Genomic DNA, 16193 nt, shown 5'->3' on the forward strand with positions numbered 1-16193 from the left:
CTGTACGGCCTCGACTGCCCGACCCCTCAAGGTCACACGCGCGGGTACCTCACATGCCCGCGATCAGCTTCTCCACCCGGTCGTCCACCGACCGGAACGGGTCCTTGCACAGCACCGTGCGCTGCGCCTGATCGTTCAGCTTCAGGTGCACCCAGTCCACCGTGAAGTCGCGGCGCTGCTCCTGCGCCCGGCGGATGAAGTCGCCGCGCAGCCGCGCCCGGGTGGTCTGCGGCGGCACCGACTTGCCCTCGAAGATCTTCACGTCATTGCACACCCGGGCCGCCTGCCCCCGCTTCTCCAGCAGGTAGTACAGGCCGCGCCGGCGGTGGATGTCGTGATACGCGAGGTCTATCTGCGCGATCCTGGGGTGCGACAGGGTGATGTTGTTCTTCGCCCGGTAGCGCTCGATGAGCTGGTGCTTCATCACCCAGTCGATCTCGGTGGAGATCTTGTCCAGGTCCTCGTTGCGGATGGATTCGAGCGTACGGCCCCACAGCTCCAGAACCCGCTCGATGGTGCCGGTGCGGATACCGCGGCGCTCGCAGAAGTCCACGGCCTTTTCGTAGTACTCCTGCTGGACTTCGAGGGCGGATGCCTCCCGCCCGCTGGCCAGGCGCACCTTGCGCTGTCCTGTCATGTCATGGCTGACCTCGCGGATGGCCCGGATCGGGTTCTCCAGGGTGAGGTCGCGCATGACGGTGCCGGCCTCGATCATGCGCAGGACGAGGTCCGTGGCCCCGACCTTGAGCAGCATCGTGGTCTCGGACATGTTGGAGTCGCCCACGATGACGTGCAGGCGCCGGTAGCGCTCGGCGTCGGCGTGCGGCTCGTCGCGGGTGTTGATGATGGGCCGGGAGCGGGTGGTCGCGGACGACACGCCCTCCCAGATGTGCTCGGCGCGCTGGCTCACGCAGTAGACAGCCCCGCGCGGGGTCTGCAGCACCTTTCCCGCGCCGCAGATCAGCTGCCGGGTCACCAGGAAGGGGATCAGGATGTCGGCCAGCCGGGAGAACTCGCCGTGCCGGGCCACCAGATAGTTCTCGTGGCAGCCGTAGGAGTTCCCCGCGGAGTCGGTGTTGTTCTTGAAGAGGTAGACGTCGCCGGCGATGCCCTCCTCGTGCAGCCGGCGCTCCGCGTCCACCAGCAGGCCCTCGAGAATGCGCTCACCGGACTTGTCGTGGGTGACGAGCTCGATGACGTTGTCACATTCCGGAGTGGCGTACTCCGGGTGCGAGCCCACGTCTAGATAGAGGCGGGCCCCGTTACGGAGAAAGACATTGCTGCTGCGGCCCCAGGAAACGACTCGGCGGAAGAGGTACCGCGCCACCTCGTCCGGCGACAGCCGGCGCTGCCCCCTGAACGTGCATGTGACGCCGTACTCGTTCTCCAGCCCGAAGATGCGGCGGTCCATGACTGAACATTACGCCTGATGCCCGGTCGTGAAACCGGGTTCGACCGCACCGATTCGATCATTTTCCGGCAATGCCGCTGGTCCGGCGGTACTTACGGGGCGCAGGAGTACTGGCGCGGCCGCCAGCAGCACGGCCAGCGCGGCGATGCCGCCCACCCCGGCGACCAGAAATCCGCCGGGCGCGCCGCCCGCCTCGATGGCCGGTCCCGCCACTCCGGTGCCGATGGCGGCGCCCACGCTGAAGTTGGTCACCAGCCACGAGAACGCCTCCGTGACCGTCCCGCTGGGCGCGACCCGGTCGACCACGACGAAGGAGCAGGCGAGCGCGGGCGCCAGGAAGAGGCCGGAGACGGTGGCGAGCACGGTCATGGCGGCCACGCCCGGCGCGAGCGCGAGCGGCAGATATCCGGCCGCCAGGCCGCCGATGAGCAGCAGCAGCCGCCGCTCGGCCCGCCCGGGCCACTGCCGGGCCCCGTAGACCAGGCCGCCGATGAGCGCGCCGAAGCCGAGCGCGGAGAGCAGATAGCTGGCGGCCGCGTCATTGCCCTCCTCCGTCCCGTACGCCACGGCGGCCACGGCGATCGAGCCGAGCGCGATGCCTACGAAGAAGAAGCAGCCGAGCAGCACCAGCAGCCCGGGCGAGCGCAGCGCCCCCAGCCAGTGCGCCTCCCGCGGCTCGGACCGCCAGCGGCGCGAGGGCCGGGAGATCACGACGGACAGCGCGCCGAGCACCCCGGCCACGTTGATGACGAGCAGCGCCGCGGCCTCGCTCCAGGCGGCGACGAGGAGCGTCACCAGCAGCGGGCCGAGGGCGAACATGACCTCCTGCGCGATGGCGTCCAGCGCGTACGCCGCGTGCACCTTCGGGCCGCGTCCCACCACGCTCGGCCACAGCGCCCGCAGCCCGCCCTCCAGCGGCGGGGTGAAGACGCCGGCGATGATCATTGCGACATAGGCGAGGGGCAGCGGTTCGATGCCGACGAGGGCGAACATGCCCATGCCGAGGCCCGACAGCAGCGCCGCCGGTAGCATCACCCGCGGCTGCCCCCACAGGTCGACGGCCCGCCCGAGCAGCGGCTGCCCGATCGCCGTGCCCACGCCGTATACGGCGGACAGGATGCCGGCGAGCGTGTACGAGCCGCCCTCGGCGCGAGTGAAGAGCACGATCGCGAGCGCCGCGGTGGCGTTCGGCAGCCTGCCCAGGAGCGTGCCGCCGAGCAGCCGGGCCGCGTGCTTCGTACGCAGCAGCTCGACATATCCGGCCAGTCCCGCCGCTTGTGCCATCGCCCCGCCCGCCCCTTCGGCTCTCCCGTCCTGGGCGCTTCCGTCGCGCCTTGACGTTGTACGTATAACTTAACCACGCGGACCGTACGATGGCGACCGTGCCCCGCTCCCCCGCCGCCGTCACCAGCCGCGATGTCGCCCGCCGCGCGGGCGTCTCGCAGGCCACCGTGTCCCTTGTGCTCGGCGGCAAGTGGCGCGGCCGCGTCTCGGAGCCCACCGCGGCCACCGTCCGCCAGGCCGCCGCCGACCTCGGCTACCGGCCGAATCTCGCCGCCCGCAGCCTGCGCATGGGCGGCACCCGCACGGCGCTGCTGGTGGTCCCGGCGCTGACGAACGAGTTCTTCGCCCGCGTCTACGCCGGCGCCTCCCGGGTCGCGGCGGAACACGGCTTCGGCGTCGTCCTCTACCCCTCCCCCGAGGGCACGGGACCCGCCAGGCACCCCTTCGACCCGGGCCGGGCGGCCCTCGACGGCATCATCGCCTCGTCGATGGCGGCCGGCTCCCTGGAGGGCGTCCGCGGCGGCGACCTTCCCCTGGTGATGCTCGACAGCGACCCGGCCGACCCCACCGCGGCCGCCACCGTCAACCTCGACCTGGACGACGGCATGCACCAGGTCATGGCCCACCTGCTGCGCCGCGGCCACCGCCGCATCGCGCACATCGCCGCCGCCGTCGAGACCTGGACCTTCTCCGTACGCGCCCGGGCGCTGTCGCAGGCGGTGCGGCATGTGGACGGCGCCGTGGTCCGCACCGAGGCGGCGGAGCTCAGCGTGGACGGCGGCCGGGAGGCGGCCGAGCGGGCCCTGCGGGGGCGGGACTGGACGCCGACGGCGCTGGTGTGCGACGACGACATCCTGGCCGCGGGCGCCTGCAAGGCGGTGCGGCGGCTGGGCCTGCGCGTACCCGAGGACGTGTCTGTCACCGGCTTCGACGACCTGGCCCTCGCCACTGCGGTGGAGCCGGAGTTGACGACCGTACGGCTCCCCGCGGAGGCCGTCGGCGCGGCGGGCATGCGCGCGCTCCGCGCCGTCCTGGAGGGCGACCGGCCGCCCGGGACGACCGTGCCGGTGTCGCTGGTGGTACGGGGCTCCACGGCGGCCGCAGCGGGGCGCTGAGGGCCCCGCGCATGGCTCCGCCCCGGCGGCGGGAAGCCGACCGGGGCGGAACGGGGTTGAGAAAGCGGGAGTGTTACTCCTCGTCGGGCAGGTCGAGGTCCTCCTCCTCGGGCGCGGTCTTCGCGCCACCGGACGGGGCATCGTCGTCGGAGGACGACCCCGCGGCCTGCTCCCCCTCCAGCAGCTGGGACAGCTGCCGCCCCAGCACGCGCTTGAACTTCCGCTGCTGCGCCCGGGTCCGGTCCAGCACCGCCACCTCGAGCTGGTCCGCGGTGAGGGTGCGGTCCGAGCCGTTGGCATCGCGGGCGAGGCCCTCCACGGCCAGCTTCAGCGCCTCGGCAAGCGTCATCTCATCGCGATGCCGCTGGTCGAGATGGCTGGAGATCTGGTCGGCATTGCCGCCGACCGCCACCGAGCCGTGCTCGTCGACGATCGAGCCGTCGTGCGTCAGCCGGTAGATCTGGTCGTCGGCGGGGGCCTCCCCCACCTCCGCCACGATCAGCTCGACCTCATAAGGCTTCTCGGCGGCGGAGGAGAAGATCGTGCCGAGGGTCTGGGCATAGACGTTGGCGAGGCCGCGCGCGGTGACATCATCACGGTCGTAGGTATAGCCGCGCAGGTCGGCGTAGCGGACGCCGCCGATACGGAGGTTCTCGAATTCGTTGTACTTGCCGACCGCCGCGAACGCGATCCGGTCATAGATCTCGCTGACCTTGTGCAGCGCGCGGGACGGATTCTCGGCCACAAAAAGGATGCCGTCGGCGTACTGCAGGACCACGACGCTACGGCCGCGCGCAATGCCCTTGCGGGCGTATTCGGCGCGGTCCGCCATGGCCTGCTGCGGTGAGACATAGAACGGTGTGGACACCGGCTACCCGTCCCTTTCTGCCTTGTTGGAAAAGACCTTCGCGAAAGCCATCGTCTAGAGCACCTCGGCCCGCGGGCCGTCCGGCAGCTCCAGCCGGCGGTCCACCACGGAACGGGCGATCTCCGAGACCTCGGCCTCGGAGAGCTTGTGGAAGCCCTCGTCGGTGATGACGGTGACGATCGGGAAGATCTTGCGGGCCATGTCGGGACCGCCGGTGGCGGAGTCGTCGTCGGCGGCGTCGTAGAGCGCCTGGACGACGGCGGTGGCGGCCTGGTCCTGGGTGAGGTCGTCGCGATACAGCTTCTTCAGCGAGCCCCGGGCGAACACCGAACCGGAGCCCACGGCGGCAAAGCCCTTCTCCTCCGAGCGGCCGCCGGTGACGTCGTACGTGAAGATCCGGCCGCGCTCGCGGGTGAGGTCCCACCCGGCGAAGACGGGCACCACGGCGAGGCCCTGCATGGCCATGCCGAGGTTCTGCCGGATCATGGTGGTGAGGCGATTGGCCTTGCCTTCGAGGGAGAGGACGGTGCCCTCGACCTTCTCGAAGTGCTCCAGCTCCAGCTGGAAGAGCTTGACCATTTCGACGGCGAGCCCGGCGGTCCCCGCGATGCCGATGGCGGAGTACTCATCGGCGGGGAATACCTTCTCGATGTCCCGCTGGGCGATCATGTTGCCCATGGTGGCGCGGCGGTCGCCGGCGAGCACGACGCCGCCGGGGAAGGTGGCGGCGACGATCGTCGTGCCATGGGGGGCCTCGATCTTGCCCTTGACGGGAGGCAGGTCGCGATTCCCGGGGAGCCGCTCCGGAGCATGCTCCCCGAGGAACTCCATGAACGACGACGAGCCCGGCGTCAGGAAGGCAGCCGGTAGACGCCCGGTGCTACGAGGGTTGGCTTCCACGCGTTTCCTTCCACGTAAGTTGCTGCTCCGCAAGTTGCTGCTTCGCAGCTGAAGCTGAGTACGCCACGGACCCTACCCGGACCGTGGCCGTGATCCACATGCTCTGCGGCAGTTGCCCCGGCCGGCCCCTGAGCGAGGCCGGCGAGGGCAACTCCGCCGCGGGCGCGTACTACTGCCCGCCCTTCTGGACGAATGAACGTACGAAATCCTCGGCATTGGACTCGAGGACGTCATCGATCTCGTCCAGGACGTCGTCCACGTCGTCCGACAGCTTCTCCTGCCGCTCCTTCAGATCCTCGGAGGCCTGTGCCTCCGGCGCCTCCTCGACTTCCTCGGTCGGGCGCTGCGCCTTCTGCTGGCCGCCGCCGGTGTCCTTAGTCGCCATTTCCCTCACCCCGCTCGCTCGGTTCGACGTACTCAAGATCAGACCCTACAAGGAGGGTCCGACATCGGCCCCTCACTCGTTACAACGTCCGAGTACCACCCTTGTGATTCCCGTTCCGGCACCTTTTCAGCCCTGCTTCGCCGCAGCTCAGCCCGGCTGAGCGGGCGCTCAGCCGCCGGAAAGCACCCGCACCAGGTCCTCGGCCGTACGGCACCGGTCCAGGAGCTCCTTGACGTGGTTCCGGGTCCCGCGCAGCGGCTCAAGCGTGGGTACCCGCTGCAGCGAGTCACGACCCGGGAGATCGAAGATGACCGAGTCCCACGAGGCCGCGGCGACGTCGTCGGCGTACTGCTCCAGGCAGCGGCCGCGGAAATACGCCCGGGTGTCCTCGGGCGGCGCGCCCTTCGCGCGCTCCACGTCCGCCTCCTGAAGCAGCCGCTTGATGGAGCCGCGGGCCACGAGGCGGTTGTAGAGCCCCTTGTCGGGCCGTACGTCCGCGTACTGCAGGTCGACGAGCTGCAGCCGCGCCGCGTCCCAGTCGAGGCTGTCACGGCGGCGGTAGCCCTCCAGGAGCTTCTTCTTGGCGACCCAGTCCAGCTCGCCGGCGAGGCTCATCGGGTCGGACTCGAGCCGGTTGAGGGTGTCCTCCCAGCGGCTGAGCACGTCCTTGGTCTGCTCGTCCGCGTCCGCGCCGAAGCGGTCCTCGACGTACTTCCGGGCGAGCTCGCAGTACTCCATCTGGAGCTGAACGGCCGTCAGCGTCCGCCCGCTGCGCAGCTCGATCAAATGCCCGAGCGACGCGTCGTGCGAGACCCGGTGCAGGGTCCGTACGGGCTGATCCACCGCCAGGTCCACGGCGATGAAGTTGTCCTCGATCATCGACAGCACCAGGGCGGTCGTGCCCAGCTTCAGATACGTCGAGATCTCCGACAGGTTCGCGTCGCCGATGATGACGTGCAGCCTGCGGTACTTCTCGGCGTCCGCGTGCGGCTCGTCCCGGGTGTTGATGATGGGGCGCTTGAGGGTGGTCTCCAGGCCCACCTCGACCTCGAAGTAGTCCGCCCGCTGGCTGAGCTGGAAGCCGTGCTCATGGCCGTCCTGGCCGATGCCGACGCGGCCGGCGCCGGTGACGACCTGGCGGGAGACGAAGAAGGGCGTCAGGTGCCGCACGATGTCCGAGAAGGGGGTCTCCCGCTTCATCAGATAGTTCTCGTGGGTGCCGTAGGACGCGCCCTTGTTGTCGGTGTTGTTCTTGTAGAGGTGGATGGGCTGGGCGCCGGGCAGGGCGGCAGCACGCTCCGCCGCCTCGGCCATGATGCGTTCGCCGGCCTTGTCCCACAGGACGGCGTCGCGGGGGTTGGTGACTTCCGGGGCGCTGTACTCGGGGTGCGCGTGGTCCACGTACAGCCGCGCGCCATTGGTGAGGATCACATTGGCCAGGCCGATGTCCTCGTCCGTGAGCTGGCTGGAGTCCGCCGCCTCGCGGGCGAGGTCGAAGCCGCGGGCGTCCCGCAGCGGGTTCTCCTCCTCGAAGTCCCAGCGGGCGCGGCGCGCCCGGTGCATCGCCGCCGCATAGGCGTTGACGACCTGGGACGAGGTGAGCATGGCATTGGCGTTCGGGTGGCCCGGGACGGAGATTCCGTACTCGGTCTCGATGCCCATTACTCGCCGTACGGTCATGCGGCCCTCCTTGCCCGGCACCGCCCTCTGCCCGGGACGGTGCTCAAGTACCGCTGCGTGTCCGGCACGTTGGCGGTTCGCGCACCGGTACCGAAGAGCCTAGAACGCCTTTGCGGCGGTGGGGAGATCATTACGGTCATTGCTTTGATATGGCTTTCGATGCCGGTCGCGCGCGGTCCAGTAACAGTTCCCCCCGTTATGCAGCGTCCGGCTGCGGAGCCCCCCGCACGGGGGTCCGCAGCCGGACGGCGGGGATTACAGATACTGGCCGGTGTTGGCCACCGTGTCGATGGACCGGCCGGTGTCGGCGCCCTGCTTTCCGGTGACGAGCGTACGGATGTAGACGATCCGCTCGCCCTTCTTGCCGGAGATTCGGGCCCAGTCGTCGGGGTTGGTGGTGTTGGGAAGGTCCTCGTTCTCCTTGAACTCGTCGATGCACGCGGCGAGCAGGTGGGAGACGCGCAGGCCCTTCTGGTTGTGTTCGAGGAAGGCCTTGATGGCCATCTTCTTGGCGCGGCCGACGATGTTCTCGATCATTGCGCCGGAGTTGAAGTCCTTGAAGTACAGGACTTCCTTGTCGCCGTTGGCGTACGTGACCTCGAGGAAGCGGTTCTCCTCGGACTCGGCGTACATCTGCTCGACGACCGACTGGATCATGCCGGCCACGGCGGCTTCCCGGTTGTCGCCGTGCTCGGCGACATCGTCGGTGTGCAGCGGCAGGGTCTTCTTCAGGTACTTGGAGAAGATGTCCTTCGCGGCTTCGGCGTCCGGACGCTCAATCTTGATCTTTACGTCCAGTCGTCCCGGCCGCAGGATCGCCGGGTCGATCATGTCCTCGCGGTTCGAGGCGCCGATGACGATGACGTTCTCCAGGCCCTCCACGCCGTCGATCTCGGAGAGCAGCTGCGGGACGATGGTGTTCTCCACGTCCGAGCTGACTCCGGAGCCGCGGGTGCGGAAGAGGGAGTCCATCTCGTCGAAGAAGACGATGACGGGGGTGCCCTCGCTCGCCTTCTCCCGCGCACGCTGGAAGACCAGGCGGATGTGCCGCTCGGTCTCGCCGACGTACTTGTTCAGCAGCTCGGGGCCCTTGATGTTGAGGAAGAAGGACTTCCCCGCGGGCTGCCCGGTGACCTCGGCGACCTTCTTGGCCAGCGAGTTGGCGACGGCCTTGGCGATGAGGGTCTTGCCGCAGCCTGGGGGCCCGTACAGCAGCACGCCCTTGGGCGGCCGCAGTTCGTGCTCCTTGAAGAGATCTGGGTAGAGATACGGGAGCTCGACGGCGTCGCGGATCATCTCGATCTGGCCGCCCAGGCCGCCGATCTTGGTGTAGTCGATGTCCGGTACCTCTTCGAGGACCAGCTCTTCGACCTCGCTCTTGGGAATGATCTCGTAGACATAGCCGGAACGGGAGTCGAGCAGCAGGGCGTCGCCGGGGCGGATGGTGATGTCCAGCAGCGGCTCGGCGAGCCGCACCACCCGCTCCTCGTCGGTGTGCCCGACCACCAGGGCCCGTTCGCCGTCCTCGAGGATCTCCTTGAGGGTGACGATGTCCCCGGATTTCTCGAACTCCATGGCCTCGACCACGTTCAGCGCTTCATTGAGCATGAGCTCTTGTCCGCGCCGGAGCTCGTCGAGTTCAACGCTGGGGCTGACGTTCACGCGGAGTTTCCTGCCTCCGGTGAAGATGTCTGCGGTGCCGTCCTCGTTGGCCTGGAGGAACACCCCGAAGCCGGCCGGCGGCTGTGCAAGCCGGTCGACCTCTTCCTTGAGGGCCACGATTTGGTCGCGGGCCTCGCGGAGGGTGTTCGCAAGCCGTTCGTTCTGGGCGGAGACTCCGGCCAGATTGGTCTGCAACTCGACGATCCGCTCTTCGAGAATTCTCGTGTGACGCGGAGAGTCGGCGAGCTTGCGTCGCAGGACGGCGATCTCCTGCTCGAGGTAGGCAATCTGACCGGTCGGGTCCTCGCCCCGGCCGCTCCGGTTGCCGCGGTTCATGTCGTCGTCGTGGGCTGCCACGGTCCTCACCTCCTCCAAGGGGAGCTGGACGCTTCCTGACCCTACCTGGAGACGTCCCAGTTGAAACCCCTAGATCAAAAAGACGTCGGGGTGTTTCTGATCATCACCCTTGCGCACGTCCTCACGCCAGGGGAATACCCACTGAGCAACATCGGAAAGCGAACGGATGTGTTGCCGGCCCGGTCGGTGACCTTCTGGCGTGATTCCGTACGGGCGTGTCGCGGGCTGGTCGCGGCCCTGATGGGGCCGTTGCGGGCCTGCTGCGGGGCCTCAGACGGAGGCCGTGTCACCAGGTGCGGGCAGGACGTGGCGGTCGAACTTGCCGTTGTTCCAGTCCCACTTGAGCTTGGCCTGCTGATCGGGGCAGCAGCGCGGCACGTCCTTCGAGGAGTAGCCGAGGATTGTGGCCGAAATCTCACCGTCGCGGACCGAGAAGTCACTGACGGTCATGCCGTCCTTCGGGTCGACCAGGGTCGCGAGGATGCGCGGCGGCGCGTCCTTGGTGGCCGGCTCGCCGAGGATGTACGCCCCGCTCGGCGGGGTGCCGATGCCCGCGGGACAGCGCACCACGGCGGCGGTCTCGGGGCGGCCGTCGTGGTCGAGGTCGGCGGAGCCCTTCGCCAGCACCTGCGGGCGGTGTTCACCGCAGCGTACGCCCGGATAGAGGGCGGTGGCCGGGTCGGGGCCGCGGAGTTGCTTGCCGTCCTGGGCGTGGGCGGCGTTCGCGCCGTCGGGCTGGAGCAGCGCGGAGCCGGCGACGACGGCGGCCAGGGCGGCCGCGGTGGCGAGCCAGTGGGCAGGGCGGAAGCGGGTGTGAGCGAGGTCGTGCGGGAGTTCGTGCGGGAGTTCTGCGCCTTCCAGGGGCTGCACGCGGAGGGTCTCCTGGGATAGCTGTGGCCGTGGGGGTGGCCAGCATGTTGCCAGAACGGGCCGGTCGGGGGAAGGACCGGCACCCGTTCTGGCGTGGCGAGTTCAGCGCTTACTCGGACCCGCGCCCGCGGCCGCTGTTGGGGCCGGTGTAGTCCTCGCCGTACGCGCCCGGGGCGGGCCGGCGGCGGCGCATCGGGGGCTCGACGCCGTCGGCGAGGCGGCGGGCGGTGAGCAGGAAGCCGGTGTGCCCGATCATGCGGTGGTCGGGGCGGACGGCGAGGCCCTCGATGTGCCAGTTGCGGACCATCGTCTCCCAGGCCGCGGGCTCGTTGAAGGAGCCGTACTCGCGGATGGTCTCCACGGTGCGGGCGAGCTGCGTCGTGGTGGCTACGTACGCGCAGAGCAGGCCGCCGGGGACGAGCGCCTTCGCCACCGCGTCGATGCACTCCCAGGGGGCGAGCATGTCCAGGATGACGCGGTCGACCTCGGTGTCGCTGAGGTTGTCCTGGAGGTCGCCGACGGTGAGCTGCCAGGCGGGGTGCGGGCCGCCGAAGTACCGCTCGACGTTGTCGCTCGCGATCTTCGCGAAGTCCTCGCGGCGCTCGTAGCTGTGCAGCATCCCGTGGTCGCCGATGGCGCGCAGCAGGAACATGCTCAGGCTGCCGGACCCGACGCCGGCCTCGACGACGCGGGCACCCGCGAAGATGTCGGCGAAGGCGAGGATCTGGCCGGCGTCCTTGGGATAGACGACGGCTGCGCCGCGGGGCATGGACAGGACGTAGTCGGGGAGCAAGGGGCGCAGCGCAAGATAGGCGACGTTCCCGGTGGTGCGCACGACGGTGCCCTCAGGGGCCCCGATCAGCTCGTCATGGGGGAAGGAACCCTTATGGGTGTGAAACGCCTTCCCGGCTTCGAGCGTGAACGTGTAGTGGCGGCCTTTGGGGTCGGTGAGCTGTACCTGATCCCCGACCTGGAAGAGCCCACGTCGGCGGGCGGCACCGGTCGGTTCGGACATAGTCCCAGCGTACAGGCCTGGCGGCGCCGGACGTGCCACAGGCCCGCCTTGCGGGACGCCCTCCCACGGAGTGGCTGCTATTGCGGCTGTCGGGCCATGGCCTGGACGAATGCCTTTTCAACGTCCGCCGTCGACAGCACCCCGTAGATCTCGCCCGTCTCCTCCACCACCAGATACTCCGTCGCCGGCGAGGCGCGCATGTGTTCCAGGAGCTCCTCGCCCGTCAGCTCCGCTGACACGCGCATGCCGTCCTTCAGGTCCTGGGTGAGGCCCGAGACGGCCACCCATGGGCGGCGGTGCGAGGGGATCTCGGCGATGGCGGCTTCCCGGACCACGCCCGTCGGGGTTCCGGCGCCGTCCACCACGACCAGCGCCCGCGCGCCCGCGTCGTTGGCGCGGCGCAGCGCCTCCGAGAGCGGGGTGTCGGACGTTACGGGGGCGGCGCGGCGGGTGAGGACGCGGGCGCGGAGGTCTGGGAGGCGCTCGCGGAGGCGGGCCATGCGGAGGCTGTTGCCCGCGCCGGTCCAGATGATCGCGGCGAGGATGGCGCCGAGCAGCGCGTCGGTGATCGAATCCGCGCTGGAGATGTCGTCGCCGCCGCGGGAGCGGGTGAGCAGCGGCAGCCCGATCAGTACGGCGAGCGCCAGCGCGCGCCCGACCCAGGCGGCGGCGACCGTCCCGGTCATCGGCTTGCCGGTCACCTTCCAGATGACGGCGCGCAGCATCCGCCCGCCGTCCAGCGGCAGCCCGGGCAGCAGGTTGAAGACGGCGACGATCAGGTTGGAGACCATCAGCCCGGCCAGCAGCACCGCGGGGATCGTGCGCGGCTCGACCAGTTGCAGCCCGCCGTAGAAGACACCGGACAGGACCAGAGACAGCAGCGGCCCCGCGAAGGCCAGCCAGAACTCCCGCCCCGGCGTCTCCGACTCCTTCTCGATCTCCGATACGCCGCCGAAGAACTGCAGCTGAATGCGCCGCACCGGCAGCTTGTAGCGCAGCGCGACAATCGTGTGGGCCAGCTCGTGCACCAGCACAGACGCGTAGAAGGCGACCGCGAAGAACAGCGCCACGAGATAGCGGACCCCGCCGATGCCCGGCAGCACCCGCTCCAGCTGGCCGCCGAAGACCCAGGTGATGAGCGCCGCCACGAGGAACCAGCTGGGCGCCACGTAAACCGGCACCCCGAAGGGACGTCCCATGAGGATGCCGCCTCCTCGCTCTGCCGGGCGGCTCTCCTTGCGGTCCTCGGCCACTGGTCTCCCCTCGTGCTTTCCCCTGAACAGTCAGCCCCGTACGGCGCCCCGCATTCCAGCGCCTGCCGTCGATGGTATGCCGCGGCTGTCGGTGGCGGGCCGTAGGGTCGTACACCATGAGTACCCGCACCGGCACCGAGGATCACCCGGAACGGCCCGCGCCGGGACCGGCCGCGCCGTCGCTGTCGCCCTCCCGGGCGAGCGATTTCATGACGTGCCCGCTGCTGTATCGCTTCCGGGTGATCGACCGGCTGCCGGAGAAGCCGCGCCCGGCCGCCACCAAGGGCACCCTTGTGCACTCCGTGCTGGAGCGGCTCTTCGACGACCCCGCCGCGGAGCGGACCGCGCCGCGGGCCCGCGGCATGGTGCGGCCGCAGTGGGAGCGGATGCTCGCGGACAAGCCCGCGCTGCGGGAGCTGTTCGCCGGCGCCGACGAGGCGGAGCAGCTGGCGGCGTGGCTGGCCGAGGCGGAGGCGCTGGTCGAGCGGTGGTTCACGCTGGAGGACCCGGCGCGTCTTGAACCGGCCGAGCGCGAGTGGTGGGTGGAGACGGAGCTGGAGTCGGGGCTCAGGCTGCGCGGCGTCATCGACCGGATCGACGTGGCGCCCACCGGCGAGGTGCGGGTGGTCGACTACAAGACGGGAAAGGCCCCGCCGGAGCAGTACGCGTCGGGCGCCCTGTTCCAGATGAAGTTCTACGCCCTGGTGCTCTGGCGGCTGAAGGGCGTGGTGCCGCGCCGGCTGCAGCTGGTCTATCTGGGCAGCGGCGATGTGCTGACGTACGACCCGGACGAGCGCGATCTGCTGGGCGTTGAGCGCAAGGTGCTGGCGCTGTGGCAGGCCATTGAGCAGGCCATGGCGGCCGGCGAGTGGCGCGCCAAGCCGTCGAAGCTGTGCGACTGGTGCGACTTCCAGGAGTTCTGCCCGGAGTACGGAGGCACCCCGCCGCCGTATCCGGTGGACCTCGCGGTGCCCCAGCCGCGCCCGGCCGAGTCCGGCGAGGGTGGCCAGGGCAGAATGGGCGGCACGTAAAGCGTTAAGGAGCTTCTCGTGGCCATTCGGGTTCTGCTCGTCGACGACCAGCCGCTGCTGCGCACCGGCTTCCGCATGATCCTCGAAGCCGAGCAGGACATCGCCGTGGTGGGCGAGGCCGGCGACGGGCTGCAGGCGCTGGACCAGGTGCGGGCGCTGCAGCCCGACGTGGTCCTGATGGACATCCGGATGCCGCGGATGGACGGCGTGGAGGCGACCCGGCAGATCACCGGGCCGGCGAAGGACGGCCCGGCGAAGGTGCTGGTGCTGACCACATTCGATCTCGATGAGTATGTGGTCGAGGCGCTGCGCGCGGGCGCCAGCGGCTTCCTGCTGAAGGACGCCCCGGCGGCGGAGCTGGTGCAGGCCATCCGGGTGGTGGCGGCCGGCGAGGCGATGCTGGCGCCATCGATCACGCGGCGGCTGCTCGACAAGTACGCCGGGAAGCTGCCGTCGGGCGAGGAGCAGGTTCCGGACACGCTGCACACCCTCACCGAGCGCGAGGTGGAGGTGCTGAAGCTGGTGGCGCGCGGGCTGTCCAATGCGGAGATCGCGGCCGATCTGTTCGTCAGCGAGACCACCGTGAAGACGCACGTGGGGCACGTACTGACGAAGCTGGGCCTGCGCGACCGGGTGCAGGCGGCGGTGTACGCGTACGAAAGCGGGCTGGTGCGCCCGGGGGCTCAGTAGCCCCCGGGCGCTCCGCGCCTACTCGTCGTCCTCGCCCTTCTCGATCTCCCAGAAGCGGAAGACCGTGGAGGCGTCGATCGTGTTCTCCAGGCCGAGGATGTTCTCCTTGGCGACCGCGTACTGCTTGCCCTGCCACAGCGGGATGACGGGCAGGTCGGCGGCCACCTTGTCCTGCACCTTGCCGAAGTCGCCGACCGTGCTGCCGCGGTCCGGCTGCGCCGCGGTCTGCGGGATCAGGCTGCCGGTGATCTCACCCGGGTCGTAGTTGTTGCCCAGGACGTTGTCCTTGCCGAAGAACGGCGAGGTGAAGTTGTCCGGATCCGGATAGTCCGGCACCCAGCCGCGCACGTACACGCCGAACTTGCCGTCCTTCACGGACTTGTCCCACTGCGCGAGCGGCACCGTCTTCATGTCGGCGTCGAAGAGCCCGCTGGCGTTGAGCTGCTTGGCGATCAGCTTGAACGACGGCACGGTGCCGGGGCCGAAGCGCTCCGGCGGGGCGTACAGGGTGACCTTGACCTTGCCTTCGCGCCCGCCGGCCCGCAGCGCCTGCTTGGCCTTGGCGACGTCGGGGCGGCCGCCGTACGTGTCGTAGAACGCGGTGTTGTGCCCGGCCACACCCGCCGGGACGATCGAGTACAGCGGCTCGGCGGTGCGCTCGTAGACGTCACGGACGAGGGCGCTGCGGTCGATGAGGTACGCCATGGCCTTGCGGACGGCCGGGTCGCCGCCGACCGGGTCGTCCATGTTGAAGACGAGGTGCTGGACCTCGGCGCCCGTGCCCTCGACGACGTTGATCTTCTGGTCGCCGTCGCCGCCGAGCTGCTTGGCCTGCAGGTCGGCGATGTCCTTCATGGCCAGGCCGCGGTAGGCCAGGTCGAGGTCGCCGCTCTCCAGGGCGCTCTTCAGCTTGCCGGTGTCGTTGTGGAAGAGCTTCAGCGTCATGCCGGAGTTACGCACCTCGGCGGTGCCCTTGTAGTCCGGGTTGACCGAGAAGACGGCCTCGCTCTTGCCGTACTTGTCGAGCTTGTAGACGCCGGAGCCGACGGCCTTGCCGTCCTTGCGGAGCTTGTCGGCCGGGTATTCGGTGTGGTCGACGATGGAGCCCGCACCGGACGCGATCTTCATGGGGAAGGTGGCGTCGGCGTACTTCAGCTTGAAGGTGACGGTCTTCTTGTCCGGCGTCTCCACCTTGCCGATGGACGCGAGCATGGCCACCGCGGGGCCGCCCTCGTCCTGGATGCGCAGCGTGCGGTCGAAGGAGTACTTGACGTCCTTCGAGGTGAGCTCGTTGCCGTTGGAGAACTTCAGGCCGTCCCTGAGCTTGCAGGTGAAGACCTTGCTGCCGGAGCCCTCGAAGTTGCAGGACTTGGCGGCCTCCGGGCGCGGCTCGGTGCCGCCGCTGGGGAAGCTGAGCAGCGACTGGAAGACGTTGTTGAACACCAGCCAGGAGCCGACGTCGTAGCCGGAGGCCGGGTCGATGGCGGTGATCTCGTCGGTCATTCCCATGACGACCTTGTCGCCGGATCCGGCGGCCGCGCCGGAGTCGGAGCCGCAGCCGGTGGCGAGCAGTGCTATCGCGAGTGTCGCGCCGGCGGGGGCGGCGAGGCGCGGCAAACGTTTGATCACGTGCGTGTTTCCCCTTGCGTGTTGTCGTGTCCCACCGGCCCGG

At 69.5% G+C, this 16193-nt stretch carries 14 protein-coding genes and 1 pseudogene; 3 read left to right on the top strand and 12 right to left on the bottom strand.

Annotation, left to right across the window (positions count from 1 at the left end; genetic code table 11):
* Positions 1-49: 49 nt before the first annotated feature.
* A complete protein-coding gene (pafA, locus tag ACNNMR_RS06555) occupies positions 50-1411 on the bottom strand; it encodes a Pup--protein ligase (protein WP_419993569.1) in 1362 nt (453 codons plus the stop codon).
* Between the two features lie 9 nt (positions 1412-1420).
* The gene (locus ACNNMR_RS06560; protein WP_419993570.1) at positions 1421-2695 is read right to left on the bottom strand and encodes an MFS transporter; all 1275 of its coding nucleotides are present in this window, start codon (positions 2693-2695) and stop codon (positions 1421-1423) included.
* Between the two features lie 89 nt (positions 2696-2784).
* Here ACNNMR_RS06560 and ACNNMR_RS06565 point away from each other — a divergent pair, with 89 nt between their 5' ends.
* Positions 2785-3810 (top strand): LacI family DNA-binding transcriptional regulator, encoded by a 1026-nt coding sequence (locus ACNNMR_RS06565; protein WP_419993571.1) that lies wholly within the window; start codon positions 2785-2787, stop codon positions 3808-3810.
* 73 nt (positions 3811-3883) lie between these two features.
* Here the strand turns inward: ACNNMR_RS06565 and prcA are convergent, their stop codons facing one another.
* From prcA to ACNNMR_RS06610, 9 genes and pseudogenes are all read right to left on the bottom strand, one after another.
* Entirely contained in the window at positions 3884-4678 is a 795-nt protein-coding gene (gene prcA, locus ACNNMR_RS06570) for a proteasome subunit alpha (RefSeq protein WP_419993572.1), read from the bottom strand.
* 54 nt (positions 4679-4732) lie between these two features.
* On the bottom strand, positions 4733-5578 hold the full coding sequence (prcB, locus tag ACNNMR_RS06575) for a proteasome subunit beta (RefSeq protein WP_419993573.1): 846 nt from the start codon (positions 5576-5578) through the stop codon (positions 4733-4735).
* A pseudogene (locus tag ACNNMR_RS06580) lies at positions 5530-5694 on the bottom strand (endonuclease VII); the annotation flags it as partial. The pseudogene ACNNMR_RS06580 and the gene prcB, both read right to left, overlap by 49 nt.
* A gap of 53 nt (positions 5695-5747) precedes the next feature.
* Positions 5748-5963: a ubiquitin-like protein Pup gene (locus ACNNMR_RS06585; RefSeq protein ID WP_419993574.1), complete on the bottom strand. Its 216-nt coding sequence runs from the start codon at positions 5961-5963 to the stop codon at positions 5748-5750.
* Between the two features lie 168 nt (positions 5964-6131).
* Positions 6132-7643 (bottom strand): depupylase/deamidase Dop, encoded by a 1512-nt coding sequence (gene dop, locus ACNNMR_RS06590; protein WP_419993575.1) that lies wholly within the window; start codon positions 7641-7643, stop codon positions 6132-6134.
* Positions 7644-7898: 255 nt separating this feature from the next.
* Complete coding sequence (gene arc / locus ACNNMR_RS06595; RefSeq protein ID WP_419993576.1) at positions 7899-9662, bottom strand: proteasome ATPase; 1764 nt, start codon at positions 9660-9662, stop codon at positions 7899-7901.
* 270 nt (positions 9663-9932) lie between these two features.
* Entirely contained in the window at positions 9933-10532 is a 600-nt protein-coding gene (locus ACNNMR_RS06600) for a hypothetical protein (RefSeq protein WP_419993577.1), read from the bottom strand.
* A 109-nt stretch (positions 10533-10641) separates the two neighbouring features.
* Positions 10642-11547, bottom strand: coding sequence for a tRNA (adenine-N1)-methyltransferase (locus ACNNMR_RS06605; RefSeq protein WP_419993578.1), 906 nt, complete (start codon positions 11545-11547; stop codon positions 10642-10644).
* A gap of 77 nt (positions 11548-11624) precedes the next feature.
* Positions 11625-12746 (bottom strand): site-2 protease family protein, encoded by a 1122-nt coding sequence (locus ACNNMR_RS06610; RefSeq protein ID WP_419993579.1) that lies wholly within the window; start codon positions 12744-12746, stop codon positions 11625-11627.
* A 170-nt stretch (positions 12747-12916) separates the two neighbouring features.
* Between ACNNMR_RS06610 and ACNNMR_RS06615 the strand changes: the two genes are divergently transcribed.
* Positions 12917-13831, top strand: coding sequence for a RecB family exonuclease (locus ACNNMR_RS06615; protein WP_419993580.1), 915 nt, complete (start codon positions 12917-12919; stop codon positions 13829-13831).
* A gap of 18 nt (positions 13832-13849) precedes the next feature.
* Entirely contained in the window at positions 13850-14521 is a 672-nt protein-coding gene (locus tag ACNNMR_RS06620) for a response regulator (RefSeq protein WP_165236828.1), read from the top strand.
* Between the two features lie 18 nt (positions 14522-14539).
* On the opposite strand, the gene ACNNMR_RS06625 is transcribed toward ACNNMR_RS06620, so the two are convergent.
* Positions 14540-16150 (bottom strand): ABC transporter substrate-binding protein, encoded by a 1611-nt coding sequence (locus tag ACNNMR_RS06625; protein ID WP_419993581.1) that lies wholly within the window; start codon positions 16148-16150, stop codon positions 14540-14542.
* Between the last annotated feature and the right edge of the window lie 43 nt (positions 16151-16193).

It is taken from the genome of Streptomyces boninensis (genome assembly GCF_048572725.1).
GTDB classification, from domain to species: domain Bacteria; phylum Actinomycetota; class Actinomycetes; order Streptomycetales; family Streptomycetaceae; genus Streptomyces; species Streptomyces boninensis.

Bases quoted from the DNA above. Each gene is read 5' to 3' on its own strand.
- pafA (WP_419993569.1), bottom strand. From the start codon at position 1,411: ATGGACCGCCGCATCTTCGGGCTGGAGAACGAGTACGGCGTCACATGC.
- ACNNMR_RS06560 (WP_419993570.1), bottom strand. From the start codon at position 2,695: ATGGCACAAGCGGCGGGACTGGCCGGATATGTCGAGCTGCTGCGTACG.
- ACNNMR_RS06565 (WP_419993571.1), top strand. From the start codon at position 2,785: ATGGCGACCGTGCCCCGCTCCCCCGCCGCCGTCACCAGCCGCGATGTC.
- ACNNMR_RS06585 (WP_419993574.1), bottom strand. From the start codon at position 5,963: ATGGCGACTAAGGACACCGGCGGCGGCCAGCAGAAGGCGCAGCGCCCG.
- dop (WP_419993575.1), bottom strand. From the start codon at position 7,643: ATGACCGTACGGCGAGTAATGGGCATCGAGACCGAGTACGGAATCTCC.
- ACNNMR_RS06605 (WP_419993578.1), bottom strand. From the start codon at position 11,547: ATGTCCGAACCGACCGGTGCCGCCCGCCGACGTGGGCTCTTCCAGGTC.
- ACNNMR_RS06610 (WP_419993579.1), bottom strand. From the start codon at position 12,746: ATGGGACGTCCCTTCGGGGTGCCGGTTTACGTGGCGCCCAGCTGGTTC.
- ACNNMR_RS06615 (WP_419993580.1), top strand. From the start codon at position 12,917: ATGAGTACCCGCACCGGCACCGAGGATCACCCGGAACGGCCCGCGCCG.